General features: G+C 40.7%; 19 protein-coding genes and 1 tRNA gene. 13 read left to right on the forward strand and 7 right to left on the reverse strand.

The window, feature by feature from the left end:
- The first annotated feature begins 46 nt into the window (after window positions 1-46).
- The 3 genes from QUE46_RS14835 to QUE46_RS14845 all read left to right on the forward strand — a co-directional run bounded on the left by QUE46_RS14835 (window position 47) and on the right by QUE46_RS14845 (window position 2,373).
- Entirely contained in the window at window positions 47-805 is a 759-nt protein-coding gene (locus QUE46_RS14835) for an ABC transporter substrate-binding protein (protein WP_286245435.1), read from the forward strand.
- Window positions 806-874: 69 nt separating this feature from the next.
- Window positions 875-1,441 carry an alkylphosphonate utilization protein gene (locus tag QUE46_RS14840; RefSeq protein ID WP_286245436.1) on the forward strand — a complete coding sequence of 189 codons (567 nt, stop codon included), beginning with the start codon at window positions 875-877 and terminating at the stop codon, window positions 1,439-1,441.
- A 116-nt stretch (window positions 1,442-1,557) separates the two neighbouring features.
- Window positions 1,558-2,373 carry an META domain-containing protein gene (locus QUE46_RS14845; RefSeq protein ID WP_286245437.1) on the forward strand — a complete coding sequence of 272 codons (816 nt, stop codon included), beginning with the start codon at window positions 1,558-1,560 and terminating at the stop codon, window positions 2,371-2,373.
- A 43-nt stretch (window positions 2,374-2,416) separates the two neighbouring features.
- On the opposite strand, the gene QUE46_RS14850 is transcribed toward QUE46_RS14845, so the two are convergent.
- Window positions 2,417-3,256 carry a 23S rRNA (adenine(2030)-N(6))-methyltransferase RlmJ gene (locus QUE46_RS14850; protein ID WP_286245438.1) on the reverse strand — a complete coding sequence of 280 codons (840 nt, stop codon included), beginning with the start codon at window positions 3,254-3,256 and terminating at the stop codon, window positions 2,417-2,419.
- 238 nt (window positions 3,257-3,494) lie between these two features.
- Between QUE46_RS14850 and zapB the strand changes: the two genes are divergently transcribed.
- The 8 genes from zapB to QUE46_RS14890 all read left to right on the forward strand — a co-directional run bounded on the left by zapB (window position 3,495) and on the right by QUE46_RS14890 (window position 9,213).
- Window positions 3,495-3,725, forward strand: a complete 231-nt coding sequence (gene zapB / locus QUE46_RS14855) for a cell division protein ZapB (protein ID WP_024031454.1) — start codon at window positions 3,495-3,497, stop codon at window positions 3,723-3,725.
- A complete protein-coding gene (locus QUE46_RS14860; protein WP_004587640.1) occupies window positions 3,725-4,027 on the forward strand; it encodes a cell division protein ZapA in 303 nt (100 codons plus the stop codon). The genes zapB and QUE46_RS14860 overlap by 1 nt, the downstream gene beginning before the upstream one ends.
- Before the next feature lie 62 nt (window positions 4,028-4,089).
- Window positions 4,090-5,112: an MBL fold metallo-hydrolase gene (locus tag QUE46_RS14865; RefSeq protein ID WP_286245439.1), complete on the forward strand. Its 1,023-nt coding sequence runs from the start codon at window positions 4,090-4,092 to the stop codon at window positions 5,110-5,112.
- A gap of 36 nt (window positions 5,113-5,148) precedes the next feature.
- A complete protein-coding gene (locus QUE46_RS14870) occupies window positions 5,149-6,627 on the forward strand; it encodes a LysM peptidoglycan-binding domain-containing protein (RefSeq protein ID WP_286247784.1) in 1,479 nt (492 codons plus the stop codon).
- A 68-nt stretch (window positions 6,628-6,695) separates the two neighbouring features.
- Window positions 6,696-7,184: a peptidylprolyl isomerase gene (locus QUE46_RS14875; protein WP_024031457.1), complete on the forward strand. Its 489-nt coding sequence runs from the start codon at window positions 6,696-6,698 to the stop codon at window positions 7,182-7,184.
- Between the two features lie 26 nt (window positions 7,185-7,210).
- Window positions 7,211-7,939, forward strand: a complete 729-nt coding sequence (locus QUE46_RS14880) for an SDR family NAD(P)-dependent oxidoreductase (protein ID WP_286245440.1) — start codon at window positions 7,211-7,213, stop codon at window positions 7,937-7,939.
- A 10-nt stretch (window positions 7,940-7,949) separates the two neighbouring features.
- A complete protein-coding gene (locus QUE46_RS14885; protein WP_286245441.1) occupies window positions 7,950-8,789 on the forward strand; it encodes an amidohydrolase in 840 nt (279 codons plus the stop codon).
- Window positions 8,790-8,841: 52 nt separating this feature from the next.
- On the forward strand, window positions 8,842-9,213 hold the full coding sequence (locus QUE46_RS14890) for a hypothetical protein (RefSeq protein ID WP_286245442.1): 372 nt from the start codon (window positions 8,842-8,844) through the stop codon (window positions 9,211-9,213).
- A 127-nt stretch (window positions 9,214-9,340) separates the two neighbouring features.
- Here the strand turns inward: QUE46_RS14890 and QUE46_RS14895 are convergent, their stop codons facing one another.
- From QUE46_RS14895 to QUE46_RS14910, 4 genes are all read right to left on the reverse strand, one after another.
- Entirely contained in the window at window positions 9,341-10,516 is a 1,176-nt protein-coding gene (locus tag QUE46_RS14895) for a mandelate racemase/muconate lactonizing enzyme family protein (RefSeq protein ID WP_004587647.1), read from the reverse strand.
- 25 nt (window positions 10,517-10,541) lie between these two features.
- The gene (locus QUE46_RS14900) at window positions 10,542-11,309 is read right to left on the reverse strand and encodes a class II aldolase/adducin family protein (RefSeq protein ID WP_055014674.1); all 768 of its coding nucleotides are present in this window, start codon (window positions 11,307-11,309) and stop codon (window positions 10,542-10,544) included.
- A gap of 165 nt (window positions 11,310-11,474) precedes the next feature.
- Window positions 11,475-11,798 carry a c-type cytochrome gene (locus QUE46_RS14905; protein ID WP_286245443.1) on the reverse strand — a complete coding sequence of 108 codons (324 nt, stop codon included), beginning with the start codon at window positions 11,796-11,798 and terminating at the stop codon, window positions 11,475-11,477.
- Between the two features lie 160 nt (window positions 11,799-11,958).
- Entirely contained in the window at window positions 11,959-12,498 is a 540-nt protein-coding gene (locus QUE46_RS14910) for a DUF2058 domain-containing protein (protein WP_004587650.1), read from the reverse strand.
- A 199-nt stretch (window positions 12,499-12,697) separates the two neighbouring features.
- Here QUE46_RS14910 and QUE46_RS14915 point away from each other — a divergent pair, with 199 nt between their 5' ends.
- Entirely contained in the window at window positions 12,698-13,843 is a 1,146-nt protein-coding gene (locus QUE46_RS14915) for an MFS transporter (RefSeq protein WP_286245444.1), read from the forward strand.
- Here QUE46_RS14915 and QUE46_RS14920 read toward each other — a convergent pair.
- Together QUE46_RS14920 and QUE46_RS14925 are read right to left on the reverse strand one after the other, a co-directional pair.
- Window positions 13,810-14,310: a prolyl-tRNA synthetase associated domain-containing protein gene (locus QUE46_RS14920; RefSeq protein ID WP_286245445.1), complete on the reverse strand. Its 501-nt coding sequence runs from the start codon at window positions 14,308-14,310 to the stop codon at window positions 13,810-13,812. The two genes, QUE46_RS14915 and QUE46_RS14920, sit on opposite strands and share 34 nt — an antisense overlap.
- 1 nt (window position 14,311) lies before the next feature.
- Complete coding sequence (locus tag QUE46_RS14925; protein ID WP_024031465.1) at window positions 14,312-14,713, reverse strand: hypothetical protein; 402 nt, start codon at window positions 14,711-14,713, stop codon at window positions 14,312-14,314.
- Between the two features lie 164 nt (window positions 14,714-14,877).
- On the opposite strand from QUE46_RS14925, the gene QUE46_RS14930 reads away from it, so the two are divergent.
- Window positions 14,878-14,953: transfer RNA gene (locus QUE46_RS14930), tRNA-Ala, on the forward strand.
- The last annotated feature ends 140 nt before the right edge of the window (window positions 14,954-15,093 follow it).

Below are 15,093 nucleotides of genomic sequence, written 5' to 3' on the forward strand. Positions count from 1 at the left end.
ACATTACATAACTCTCAAAATTAAAAGCTTAGTAAAGGTTAGCTATTTGTATTTATTAAAGTTGTTTTTACTTACATTCGCCTTGCTGCTGACAGGCTTTTCTGATGTCGCGCACAGCCAACCCGTATTGAAATATAATATTACTGCATCGGGCAGTCATTACCCCTATTCAACTAATAACCCTAAGCTGCCTGGCATCTTACCTGAAGTTATTGAGCAGGTTTTAAAAACAGCGCACATTAATGCTGAACATGTCGACTTACCCGCTAAGCGAATTACTAAATATTTAAGCGATGGGTTAATAGATTTTGATGTAATCTCTCTCAGCTGGCTCCCTGAAAGTGAGCGAAAAAACTCGCATTATGTTTTTTCCAACCCATTATTATCAGTATCCGAATCTATTATATCGTCAGCCCAAAATACTCAACAATGGCAAACTGTAGCAAGCCTTCAAAATAAAAATGTCGGCACCGTTTTGGGTTATTATTATCACAATGATAAAGAGTTTAACCGTGTAGACTTTCCCTCTGAAAAAGAGTTGATCACCGCTTTAAATCTCAACCGTGTAGATGTTGCGATTGCTGGAGACTTACCGGCCTTATATTGGGCAAATAAGCTAGGTATTGAAATTGCTTTTGGAGCTCAACATTCATACGGCTTAATGCGGATCAGGCTTATTAGTAAGCATGCTGATTTACTCCCAGCAATAAATATCGCAATTGACACTCTAAATAAAGAAGGCTTTATCAAGCAAGTAGAAGATAAATATATGCAAAGTATTCCCACACAAAATTTAAGGGATTAGTATCCTCCCTTGGCTTAGCTAGGGTATAATACGGCCAAATGTAAACCCCTTCCTATATAAGAACGCCTTATGAGTATTGAAAAAGCCTTAATCGAGCGCAGTAATAACCAGTGTGAATTATGCAGCGCAACCGAACACTTATCTGTTTACGAAGTGCCTCCTGTTACCGAAACCCACTCTGACAAATGCATTTACACCTGCCAAACCTGTAAAGATCAAATAGAAAACAATAGCGAGCTTATCCCAACACATTGGCATTGTTTAAACGACAGCATGTGGAGCCAAACACCTGCCGTACAAGTGGTGGCTTACAGAATGTTAACGCGTTTAGCTATTGATAATGGCTGGGCACAAGATGCGCTAGATATGATTTACCTAGAAGAAGATACCCTAGCGTGGGCCAAAAAAGCGCTTGCTGTAGAAGACGATATAAAACACGTAGACAGTAACGGCGTAGTGCTGCAAGCTGGCGATACCGTTACTTTAATTAAAGACTTAGACGTTAAAGGCAGTAGCTTAACCGCCAAACGCGGCACAGCAGTACGCAATATAGGTTTAACAAATAACCCTGAACACATTGAAGGGCGAGTAGACGGCCAACGTATTGTAATTTTAACAAAGTTTGTAAAAAAATAGCGTTAAAGCATTATATTAAGGCGCAATAGCGCCTTTTTTGTGCCTTAAAAAATTAAGCCATTATTAAGCTCCTCCCCCCTACACTTACCCACAATATAGGAATAAGGAGCACAAGTATGGCAAAGCAGCAATTTAAGTGTCAAAAAAGCACATTTACAGGCTTAAGTTTATTAGCTCTAAGCGCACTAGCATTAGCAGGCTGTGAAAAACCAACGAATGAATCACAACCCACAGCACAACAAAAAAGCGTTATGGGCTTAACCACCCAAGTGAGCTATAAAGATCGCAGTATGCCGCGCCCTGGCTCACAACTGATTGTAACGCTCTCAGATGTGTCAAAAGCAGATGTAAAAGCTGAAATAATTACTCAACAAGTGGTTGATATAAATAAAGCGCCACCCTATACCGTGGAGCTTGCTTATGATAACAACAACATTGTTGATAAACACCGCTATAACCTAACAGCGAGAATCATTAATAAAGACAAAGTTCTTTATACCAGCGCAAGACAATATAACCCTTTTAAAAATGCCGAATCAGGTTTTCTTCACGAAATTGAGCTTGAAAAAGTTACCGCCCCTAAGAATGATGTAACGCTTACCAACACATACTGGAAAGCCGTAACAATTAATGCGCAAACAGTCAGTGTAAGAACAAAAGAGCCATTTATACAATTTGATAAAGATAACCGCGTTAACGGCTTTTTAGGGTGTAATAACGTCAATGGCAGCTATAGCACAGAGCAACATTCAATTTCGTTTAGCCAATTGGCAAGTACAAAAAAAATGTGCTCACAAAGCATGGAGCTAGAAGCCGCTATGTTAAATATGCTCAATAACACGCAAAAGTGGGCTATAGAAGGCGAGTCTTTAGCGTTAAAAGATAGCAGTGGCAACACGCTTGCCACCTTTAATGCGGTTTATTTTAATTAAGTAAAAGCCCAACAGGGCTTTTACTTTACATAATGGCAAGCAGTTACTCGTCGACTAACTGCTCGCTTCTATAAAAGCCGCTAGAGTCACTTAAAAGCTCAACTAGCTCAGGTAATACGCTGTCCATGGTTTGTTTTAATTTCCATGGCGGGTTAATAACAATCATACCTGATGCCGTCATACCGTGTACGTCAGTATCCGCTTGTGTGGCTAACTCAAATAATTGAATATTACGCATACCTGAGTCAATGAGCCCTTGCTCCATATTATTGATGCGCGCTCTATCAACAACGGGATACCAAATCATATATGTGCCAGTAGCAAAACGCTGATGCGCCTTAACTAATGTGCTAATTACAGTATCGTAATCGTCTTTTATCTCATAAGGCGGGTCAATAAGCACACATGCACGGCGTGAAGCTGGCGGGAGTAATCCTATTAAACCGGCAAAACCGTTTTCGCCACGAACGCGAATCGAGCGCTTGCCTTGCATGTTTTGCTCAAGTAACTGCAAATCGCGCGGGTGTAATTCAAAAAACCAGCCTTTATCTTGGCGGCGTAAGTAATGCTCGGCAATTTTTGGCGAACCAGGGTAAAACGCCAGTTCGTCCCCACCATTAAACGATTTAATTAATGCAATATAATCGTTTAGCGCCTCGTGCTCACTGCTATGCTGCCAAAGCTTAGCTATGCCCTCTTTGTATTCTTGTGTTTTTTGGGCATCAGATGAACTTAACTCAAAAAACCCCGCACCTGAGTGAGTATCAATGTAATCGAGGGGTTTATCTTTAATGGTTTGGTATTGAAGTACCTGTGCAAGTACCAAATGTTTAAGCACATCGGCGGGATTACCTGCATGAAAAGAGTGTCTGTAACTAAGCATTGTTAATTTTCGCTATACGCAATTTAATATCGGCAGTGAACCACAAGCTCCGTATTTTGGCAACCTATACACCGCTTAACGAGTAGTTAAGTGAACCATTTATGAACAAAAAAGCCACTACCCTGAATTATCACTTAATAAACAATAAAATTGTGCTAAAACCACCGTAAATGCTGGCAAAACAACACACTTTGCTTTACATTTGCATGACATTAATTACAGTTATATGAGCGCCTTTATGAACAACACAACTCTTCAACAACTCGAACAACTGATCGACTCACTTATCGAACGCAACAACCAATTACAAACAGATGTTGCTAGCTTAAAAGAGCAAAATGCAAAATTAAGTGACGAAAACGAAATTTTACAACTAGAAGCCCTTGAAAACGAAGAAAAGCAAAAAGATGCTAGCTCTACGTTAACTGGCTTACTTGATAAACTACAAAGCGCACAACAGGCAAGCTAATGTCTGAGCTGCAAAACCAGCGGGTCACAGTTGAGTTGCTAGGTAAAGAGCAGCAGTTTGCATGCCCTGTTGGGCAAGAAGATGCATTAATAGCAGCAGCACAAAATTTAAATGACTTGGTTGAGCAAACAAAGCAACGCTCATCAGTTCGCAACGAACAACAAGCGATACTTTTAGCAGCACTTACACTCAGCCACGAGTTGCTAGAAGCTAAAACGCATGCCAGTGTAGAGCAACAGCAGCAAGATCAACTCATTGATAAACTCAGCCAATGCTTGGCGAGTGACCCAATAAAAAAATAAAAAGCGCCCCGTGCGCTTTTTGTTTATTATGAGGGTAAATAAATGCTGCGCAGAGACACACAATGATATTAAAGCCCCGTTTAGTAACTATAATCATCGCCCTTTTTATCCCCCTTAGCCTATTTTCTTACTCTAGTCAGGCAGCGGTTACTTGGCAGCAAATAAACGAGAATGTGCAATTTTTAAAACAACAAGATAAGCTACGTTTTTACGACTCTAACCAAGTGCTCATAGAGGGCGAACAATGTGCGCTAATGGTTGATGCAAGCGGAAACTTTGCAGCTGTTGAAGCACTGGCAAAACAATTAAAAAAGCACCTTAAAACCCCATTATGTTATTTGGTTGCGACCCATTTTCATGACGACCATTTACTCGGCATGGCCGTATTACAAAACGCCTTCCCAAAAGCGCAGCTAATAGTGCATAAACAAGTCGCAGATGACTTTGCAATTTACCAAAAAGCCTACCAAGACAAACTCGCTGGGTATGAAAAAAGCATTGAACTGAGCTATCAACGATTAGCCACACTGCCGGCGCAAGAGCAAACACAATGGCGAGAAAAGCTTAGCCTTGCAAAACAACGCTTTCTACGCTGGAAAACATTTAGCTTAAATAAACCACTCACAGCTATTAGCCAACAAAAAACCATAGATTTAGGCAACTTTAAGGTTCAAATAGACCCAGAGCTGGCGCACACTAATGGGGACTTAACCCTAACTACAAACAACGGAAGCGTACTGATTGGTGGCGATATTGTTGATTGGTTACCATACCCAGGCCATGGCGAACTGCAAAATTGGCAAGCCTTACTTGAGCGCTATATTAATCAGCCTAATTTGCGTACAATACTTCCCGGCCACGGCGGGGCGCTTGAAAAAGAGCAACTTGAGCAGCCTTTATTGTTTTTAACAAATTTAATAACGCACGTTAAAAACAATAAAAAACAAACGCTTGAGAAACTTACTGCGAGTTTTCCTGCGGATATTTTAGCGCCATATAAACAAGAGGCGCTCAATACAAAATCGAGCCAGTTATTTTTACAAGCAGGGCTTAAGCGCGCCCAATTAACTCAGCACACGGAATAGTGTTAACAAATAAAGGTATTTTTAAAAGAGATGATAATTCGCGGATTGTGTTTAATTTGTGTGTGTATTTTAATGTTTGGTTGTCGCTCTACAGAAAATGCAGAGCCTGTTGAAGCACCACAGATTTTCACGCACTTTGAGCCAAGCTACGAAAAACAAATTGAATTTGAGCCTGTAGAGCCAAAACAATTTCAGCAAGCCAACCCTGCGCCGCCACTAAAAGCAAAAAAAACAATCTTAAAAAAACGCCCCGCGAAAGCTGAAAACCTATGGATGCATATTGCCAACAACCTACACTTTACGGTGTATCAAAATCGCGCCTTAAAAAAGCGCATTAACTGGTATTTAAAACAACCCAACTATTTACCCACTGTAAATAAACGCGCCGCGCCTTATTTGTATCATATAGTAAAAAAAATTGAGCAAAAGCGCCTACCTATGGAGCTGGCTTTATTGCCTTTTGTAGAAAGTGATTTTAGACCCACCATTGCCTCATCGCAGCAAGCTGTAGGCGTTTGGCAGCTAGTGGCGGCCACAGCACACCATTTTGGGGTTAAATCCGATCAGTGGTATGACGGTCGACAAGATGTACTTGCCTCAACCGATGCCGCACTTGAATACCTCAGCTATTTACACAAACGCTTTGATGGCGATTGGCTACATGCGCTAGCGGCTTATAACAGTGGTGAAGGCCGAGTGAAACGAGCCATTGAGCGAAATAAAAAACGCGGTAAAAGTACCGATTACTTTTCTTTAAAGCTACCAAAAGAAACCGCCGACTACGTACCTAAACTATTAGCGCTAAGCTACTTAGTTAAACACCCACAAAAAGGCTTTAAGCGTCCTAAACTGGCTAATAAACCAATAACAACGCAAATGAATGTTGGCCAACAGTTTGATTTTTCGGTCATAGCGAAACTCTCTGGGGTTGGCTCAAAACAGTTGCACGCGCTTAACCAGGGTTATTTAAAAAATCAAAGCTCGCCTAATGGCCCCCACTCATTGCTTTTACCTATTGGCCAAGAGGCTCTGTTAAAAAGCCAATTTTTTAAGTCGAATTTTGCAGGTGAATACATCGTTAAAAAAAATGATACGCTGTACAGCATTGCACGGCGCTTTAGCATGTCGGTAAACGCGTTAAAGCAGCTCAATGGCAAACAAAATAATATGATAGGCATAGGTGAAAAGCTGCTGGTTGGACAGCCTAAAACGCTCCCAAAATCGCTTACTATAGATTATCAAATTAGTCCTTATTTAGAGCCACAAGAAGTTGTGATCCCCACTCTAGAAATAGACTATGAAGTAAAACAAGGCGATAGTTTGTGGAGCATTAGTCAGCTTTACGAAGTACCACACAGTGATTTAGCTAAATGGAACAATTTAAGTGCATCAAGCATTTTAAAGCCAGGCACGCAATTAACGCTATTTATTCCCCAAGCAGAAAAACCCAAACAGTCGCAGCCAAAACAAGATTTACTGCAAGATCTACAAAAATCACTTATTCAACCACGCTGAGTTTATAAAGCTCGGCAATTCGCGTAAAATCGCCCTTTAACATACTCAAAAACGTAAAAGAGACAAGCATGCAAATTAGCAAAAATTCAGCAGTTGAATTTCATTACACATTAAGCGAAGCGGGCGAGCAACTAGAAAGCAGTGTAAACCACGCACCGCTTAGCTATATTCATGGCAGCGAAGGCATGCTTCCTGGCTTAGAAAAAGCCCTTGAAGGCAAAGCTGCTGGCGATAAGTTTAGCGTAACACTTGAGCCTAGCGAGTCATACGGTGAGCGCGTTGACGATTTAATTCAGCGTATTCCGCTTAAGCACCTACAAGGCGATGTAAAAGTGTGGAAACCAGGTATGACTGCAATGGTGCACTCAAACCAAGGACAACACCAGGTAACATTAGTTAAAGTAGGCCGCTTTAATGCAGATTGCGATTTAAACCACCCATTTGCAGGCAAAACGCTAACGTTTGATTTAGAAGTGGTATCTGTTCGTGAAGCAACCAGTGAAGAGATTTCGCATGGCCATGTTCACGCTGAAGGCGGCTGCGGTCACTCTCACTAATCACACACCTTAAATTAGGAGCAAGTATGTCTAAGGTTGCTATTGTTACAGGCGGTACAAAAGGCATTGGATTAGCAGTTGTAAAACGCTTTATTGAAAATGGCTACACGGTGCACAATTTGGATATTGAGTACAGCGAGCTGGGGGTTTTTCACCAATGCGATGTGAGTAATGTTAGTGCTGTAAAAGCATGTATTACGGCCATTTGTAAACAAAGCCCACGCATAGATGTACTTGTATCTAATGCCGGTAAACATTTAAGTGCAAATATAGAGCACACCGATGAGGAAACTCTCGATGCACTTTTTGCACTTAACGTTAAAGGCGCATACGCGGCAGTACAAAGTGTACTGCCAAGTATGAAAGCACAAAACAGCGGTGCTATTATTTTAGTTGCCTCAGATCAAGCAATTATAGGTAAGCAAAATTCGTTTGCTTATAACCTTACTAAGCATGCTCTTGCTTCTATGGCAAAAACCACAGCGCTTGACTACGCCCAATTTAATATTCGTGCTAATGCGGTATGCCCAGGGACAATAGAAACCCCTCTATTTCATAACGCGATAGATGCTTATTGTAAAAAAAGCGGCGCTAATAAGGCCGATATAGTGGCAGAAGAAGCAAGCCTTCAACCACTAAACCGCTTAGGCCAAGCTGATGAAGTTGCCGCGTTAGTTAGCTTTTTAGCAAGTGACGATGCCAGTTTTATAACCGGTAGTCTACAAAGTATTGATGGCGGCTATACCACACAATGAGCATATGCCGATGAGCCTTAAAATTATTGACCCCCATGTTCATTTTTTTAACCTTGCCGAGGGGCAATATACGTGGCTGCAAGGCGAAAACCCACCAGCATGGCCAAATTTAGAGTTAATAAAACAACCTATTAGTGAAAAAAAGCTACTAGAGAGCAGTGACTTTACCCTCGCCGGCATAGTACATATAGAGGCAGGTTTTGATAACAACGCCCCCATTAACGAACTTAATTGGCTAACGGCGCATTTAAAAAAGCTCCCCTTTAAAGCCATTAGTTACGCACAGTTAGATTGCGCACCTGTGCAATTTGCAAAAGCAATAAACGCCCTTGCCCACCCCCATTTAATCGGCATACGGGATATAACCGAAGGCGCAGGTGCACAGCGATTATTAAACCCCGCTTGCTTTAATAATTTGCAATCCCTTTGCCAGCAAGGGCTGCATTATGAAGCCCAGTTTGAGCTTGAAAATACCGCAATAGCTGCTCAGCTTGCTAGTTACGCTAAGGCGCTGCCTCAGCTAAAAATAATAATAAACCATGGCGGCTTACCTAATAATATTAATAACTGGCAGCAAAGCATTCGTATGCTAAGTGCTCACAATAATATAGCGATTAAGTTTTCGGGTTTTGAGCTTTTAGCGTTAAATTTACAACAGCAACAATACTGCTTTGAAACTATGTTCTCGTACTTTGGCGAGCAGCGAATTATGTTTGCGAGTAACTTTCCGGTTTGCCAAATTAACGCAAGCTATAATGATGTTTGGCATAGCCATCAAGCTTTGTGTAAAACAAATACAATATGGCATAACCTTAGCTACGCAAATGCTAAGTATTTTTATAATATGTAGGGCGTGTTGAGCTATATTAAATTTAACCACTTACGTAAATGCGGCAATGACTATGACATTACATTCGCGATTATCAGCCCTTGGCATTTTAACTATTTTAAGTGGTTGCGCATCTAACACACAGCCGACCCCTAAGCTGCACCATGCCTTACTCAGCGAGCCAAATAGCCAAGCGGTAGAGCGTGTTATAGAGCGCCTAATGCATATAAAAAATGTCAGGCTTGCTGACAATGTGTTTATTCACACCAGTACCTTTACTCTTAAAAACACAAACCGTAGCGATATAAGAGCCAATCAACAGCTTAACTTTCCCGATCAATTCGAGTTAATGATAAACAATCGTCGCTGCTATATACGCCACCTTGATAGTAAAGCCACCGCTGAGATAAAAGGCGTTACGTGTACAAGTAATCTTGCCAATTAATCCCATAAAAATATTTAAATATTATTGCTCATATTGGTGATGGTAATACAGCTATAAAAAAGCCGGTAAGTGAGCTATCACTTACCGGCTTTTACTTTTAGACAATAGTATTTAAATAACGCTTAGGCTATTTAATTTCTACACGCTGCGAGCGCATTACAATCTCATCATTCAATTCAATGCCTAAGCCTGGCTCTTCTGATACTTCAAAAAAGCCATTTTTTGGCTGTGGATCTTGTAAACACAGCTCTCGGTTCCACTTTTTAATGGCATATGTATGATGCTCATGAATCAAAAAGTTAGGAATAGCGGTCTCTAAATGTAACGATGCGGCAGTAGCAACAGGCCCACCACATACATGCGCTTGAATACGCACATCAAAAATATCGGCGTAGTCACATACTTTTTTAGTTTCAGTAAAACCACCACATAAACCAATATCGGGTTGAAGTACATCAATGCTTTGATCTTCTAAATAGGGGCGCACACCCCAGCGATTGTATAAACGCTCACCACCAGCAATCGGCACTGCCACTTTATCGGCTACTTTTGCATGTAAAGAATGGTTTAAGTAGTTAACGGGTTCCTCGTAGTACATACAATCAAACTCTTCGGCTATTTCACCAATTTGTATAGCAGAGGTCGCGCCAGGTAAGCTGTGGCATTCAAAAATAATATCCACTTCATCACCCACCGCTTCACGTATAGCTTGCATACGGGCACGGTACAACTTCATTTCACCACGAGAAATAATTTTAGTACGGTCGTAATATGTATTGCCGTCTTTATCGTATTGGATAGGGTCAACTTTTACTGCATCATAACCTTCGCCAATCGCTTTTAAGGCTGCTTCTGCGTATTCTTGCGGCTGTACTAACGCTTTAAATTCGCTATCCCAGTCAAACTGTAGCTGCGATGCGTAAGTACGTAGCTTATCGTTTACTTTACCGCCCAGTAATTGATATACCGGTAAGCCAAGTGCTTTACCTTTTATATCCCAAAGTGCTGTATCTATGGCGCTCATTGCTGCATAAACAACAGGGCCGCCACCTAAACCCCAAAAGCTTTCGCGTAACATACGCGACCATAACTTTTCGGTTTGAAATGGGTCGTGCCCAATTAAAAAAGCATCAGCCATTTCTTTGATCATTGCCGCTGCTGCACTGTGGCCTAAATCGTAAGCTAACCCAGCCTCACCTACACCACTGATACCTTCATCGGTATGAATACGTACGAAAACCGGCGTCCAGGCTGGACGCTCTGGGCAATGAATATCAAAAACTTCTACGCGATTTACTTTCATTAAAATTCCTTATTAGCCACACAGGCTATTGTGCAAAACTGGGATCAAGTCGGTACGCTTTTCGCAGCATGGCAGGCCACGCTAGTTGCCCACCTGTGCTACCGCTATGTACCACATTAGCTTGGTTATAAATATTGTCGATAATCGGCTGCGGCACGGGAATAACCTCTTGTGAGCTGGCTTGTAATGCCAGCTGAATTTCGCAGGCGCGTTGCAAGTCATAAAAACGCATAAAGGCATCGCCTACGGTTGGACCTACGGTTAAGCCCCCATGATTTACCAATAGCATATGATTGGTACTGCCTAAATCATCTTGTAATACCTTACGCTCGTCATCATTTACAGCCAGCCCTTCATAGCCATGGTACGACAGTGAAGGGAGCGAAAACATAGAGTATTGGCTTAGTGGCAATAAACCATTTTTTTGTGTAGCAACGGCAATGGTTTCTTTGGTATGTAAGTGAATAACGCAATGAGCATCTTCACGTACTTCATGAATGGCGCTATGAATAGTAAAACCCGCTGGGTTAATACTAAATGGAGTATCGTCAATAATATTGCCGTGCAAATCAACCTTCACCAGATTTGATGCAGTTACTTCGTCAAATGTTAAGCCAAATGCATTTACAAGGTAGTGATCAGTGCCAGGTAAACGTGCCGATAAATGCGTGTATATTAAATCCCCCCAACGAAAATGCTCTACTAATCGGTAGCAAGCTGCTAAATCTACGCGCAATTGCCACTCTTGCTCCGACACTTTATTTTTTAAATCTAGTTGGGGTAAATCGATCATAATCAGCCTTTTAAAATACGTACAACAACACAAGTACGAATAGATGTTTAGAAGTCTAAAGCAGTATTAATTTTATAGCAAACACAAACAAAACAGCCACACAATTGTGTGGCTGTTTACGCTGCGCTTTAATTTAAAACGATAGTACGTTTTAAACGCGGTGCTTTATTTTACCTTTGAAAGGTAGTCTGCAATGGCTTCAAACTCTTCATCCGTTACCGTTGCAATCATTGCTTTCATTGCAGCAGTCATACCATTGCTACGCGCGCCCGATTTAATATCTTTCATTTGGGCAACTAAATAGTCTTTATTTTGACCATTAATTTTAGGGTATGCGCCCATAATAGGTGCTTTACCTTCTGCACCGTGGCATGTTTGACACATTTTTTGGGTGTAAAGGGCTTCGCCATCAGCAGCGGCGGCGTTAAACGAAAAACTTGCGGCTAAACTAATACCCGCGCCTACTATTAGTGCTTTCATCTTGCTCATTATATTCACTCTTCTTTTTGACGGTTAGAAAATAGTCTATTGATTGTAGTAAACAATCTAGTAAAAAGCATACGTATCAATTTACGTTAGGCGATCAAACAAACATGACTACGTTTTCAGCCATTGTTGTTAACTTTAGCAAACAATACTGAACAGACACTTACCATACTAAATCATCTGGTACTTCAAAGTCTGCATATGGGTCGTCTTCATCTTTTGGTTTGTTTTCAGGTTCCACATGAAAAACAATGTACTTTTCATCAACTTCTGCGACTTTACGCGCCGGCTCATCATCGAGTACGTAAAATTGCCCTTCCAGTACACAAATAGCTAAACGGCCACCCGATAACGCTTTTTGGGTTTTCTCGTTTACGTCTATCCCTTTTACTTTGTTATCGTAAGTAAAATTAAAGGTACGCTCACCGCGGATAGAGTCTTGGTTATGGTGCTCAAGTATTTGCTTAACACGAGCAACTTGCTCACGTTGCTTAAGCTCTTCTTGGCGCGACTGGTTAAGTTCCTCAGCCTTTTTTTGCTGCTCTAATTTAGTTTGCTGTATGTGCTTTTGCAGATCGCTTGGGTTACTGGTAGCCCCTTTTTTTTGCTTTTTTTGTTGCTTACGTTTTTCTGACTTAGCAACTTTAGCTTTGTGCGATGTTGTTAACCCTGCTTGCAGCAATTGGTCTTGTAATGAACCCATGGCTTTGTTCCACTAAAAACTTATATTAGGTTTATTTTAATCACCAACGAGTACAAATAACAGTGCTATTAGCATTAATCTAGCAAAGGGCTGAATATACATTTTGATTTAGCGCAATTGTTGATGATTTAAGCTATGAAATATAAGCCATTTTTCATATACTTTGGCTAACTTATCAGCTTATATTTTAAGCCTTAAAATGCGCTTTGCTCACTTACTTATTTGCTCGGTGTTTATATTTTTTGTACTGTACGCACCTCAACCTTTATTGAGCTTATTTGCTAGCGAATTTAACGTGTCTCCTGCGCTCGCCGGCAGTTTAATGAGTGTAACCATGTTGCCTTTAGCAATAGCTCCTTTTATTTATGGGCTATTTTTAGCCAAGCAAAACCCACTTATTATTTTACGTATCGCTATGTTTATTTTAGGTGTGAGCTGCATACTGTTTACAGTGGCACCAAGTTTTGAGCTATTACTTTTAGTACGCTTTATACAAGGCTTAACCTTACCCGCCGCACTTACCGCGATGACAAGCTACATTGGTATACGTTATAGCGCAGATACCTTACAAAAAAATATGACCTTATACATAGGCAGTACCATAGCTGGGGGTTACTTTGGCCGAGTATTAGCTGCTTTATTTAGTGATGTATGGTATTGGCAAAGTTTTTATTATGTTATATCCATTGTGCTTATTGGCCTAGCTATCAGTATAAAGCCCACGCGCTTTGTGGTATCTAATCAATCAGCACTTACACCGCTAACGTATATTAAACAGCTAAAAGATGCGGCAGTACTAAAATTGTATGGTGCCGTTTTTTGTATGTTTTTTTGCTTTGCGGCCTTATTAAATTACCTACCCTTTATTTTGCAAAACACCTTTTTAATTACAAATACCCGCGATATAGGTTTAGTGTACAGCGGTTATTTAATTGGTGCTTTAGCCTCTATTGCAACACCTTGGCTTGCTAAAAAAGCGCCTTCGCCTTGGTATTTACTTGCTGCGGTTTTTATCGTGTATAACTTAAGCATTGTGTTACTTATAAGCCAGCAACTGAGTGTGTTTTTAATCGCATTTACGATATTTTGTGCTGCTATGTTTGTTATTCACTCAAGTGCAGCTCCGCTCGTTAACAAGATTAGCAAAGCACCTGCAAGTGTAACGAATGGCGGGTATGTATCGTTTTATTATAGTGGCGGGGCGCTGGGCTCGTTATTACCAGGTATTGTTTATCAACACTCAGGGCAAACTGCATTTATGCTTTGCTTACTGAGTGTGTGTTTTATTGGTTTAGTCTTAGTCACCCTAGGCTATCGAGAAGGTAAAAACATGACCCGAGGCTGATGCCCTGTATGCTCAAAAAATGTGTTTAAATCATTTTTTGTAAGTAACCAAGTTTGGGTGTTTTCAAACGGGTGGCAATGAAACAGCTCATTAAACCAAATATCTTGATCAAGCCACAAAGTAACGTTACTTTGTTTATCGTTTGCTAGGGCAAGCATAGACACGCAGCCGGGCACTACTTTTAAATAACGTGCTAACCGCTCGCTAGAAGCAAACCCCAACCGAGAAAGCCCCTGTTGCTTAGATAGGGCTTTTAAATCAAGCTGTTTATCGTGTGCGGTAATTACTAAAAAGTGCTTTTTGCCTTCGTTATCACGCAAAAACAAATTTTTAAGTCGTGTACCTGGGCGCTCCACCATCAATGCATCGGCATCTAAACTGGTGTGTAACGCAGGGTGCTCTATGACATCGTAATTTATACCTAATTGCGCTAACAACTGTGCAAGCTTTGCTTTATCGGCCAACATACTACAAACAACGCCCTCTTAGCTGCACACTTAAGTCACGCCATAGCACTTGTGTAATTTCGTGTTTATTTTCACAATAGTTATTTTCACTGAGAGTTTCGTTTAAAAACCTGACAGCTTCATCCTCAAGCTTAAGTTTTAACACACTAGAGTCTTCGAAGTGTTCTTGTTCTATGTAACGCTTTACATCAGAGCGGCTCGGTCTTTTTTCGCCTCGCCCGCCGTTATTTAAGTTTATGTTACTGCGATGCTCAGCCTTCACCGATACAACATAAGCAAATATTTTGTTACCTTGCTCATCCACGTTCTCATAAAACTGCTTGTTATTTATTTCATAAGGAGGCGCTTCATTACTTGCACAGCCAGCAAGTAGCAAAGCAAGTATACAGATACTTTTTTTCATTGTTTTTGTCGTTTCGCGAGGTATTTTGCATGAGTCTATCAAAAATAAACGATAACAGTTAAATATTGCTAAAAAATACTTGACCAATTTTATAAAAATATTTAAAGTTCACCCCGCTTGGAACTCAGCAGCCAAGCAATTACAACTATGTAATTTAGGAATGTGGGGCTATAGCTCAGCTGGGAGAGCGCCTGCCTTGCACGCAGGAGGTCAGCAGTTCGATCCTGCTTAGCTCCACCACTTTCCTACTCTTCTATTACTTCCTACTTTTCATCGTTTTATTATTCTTTTATCTTCTACACAATAACTTTTATATTTGCTCATTCCTTGTTTGTTTAGTTTTTGTTGACTATAAATTACCTCATCTGTAGTAATCATAC

This window comes from Pseudoalteromonas sp. MM1 (assembly GCF_030296835.1).
Lineage (GTDB): Bacteria > Pseudomonadota > Gammaproteobacteria > Enterobacterales > Alteromonadaceae > Pseudoalteromonas.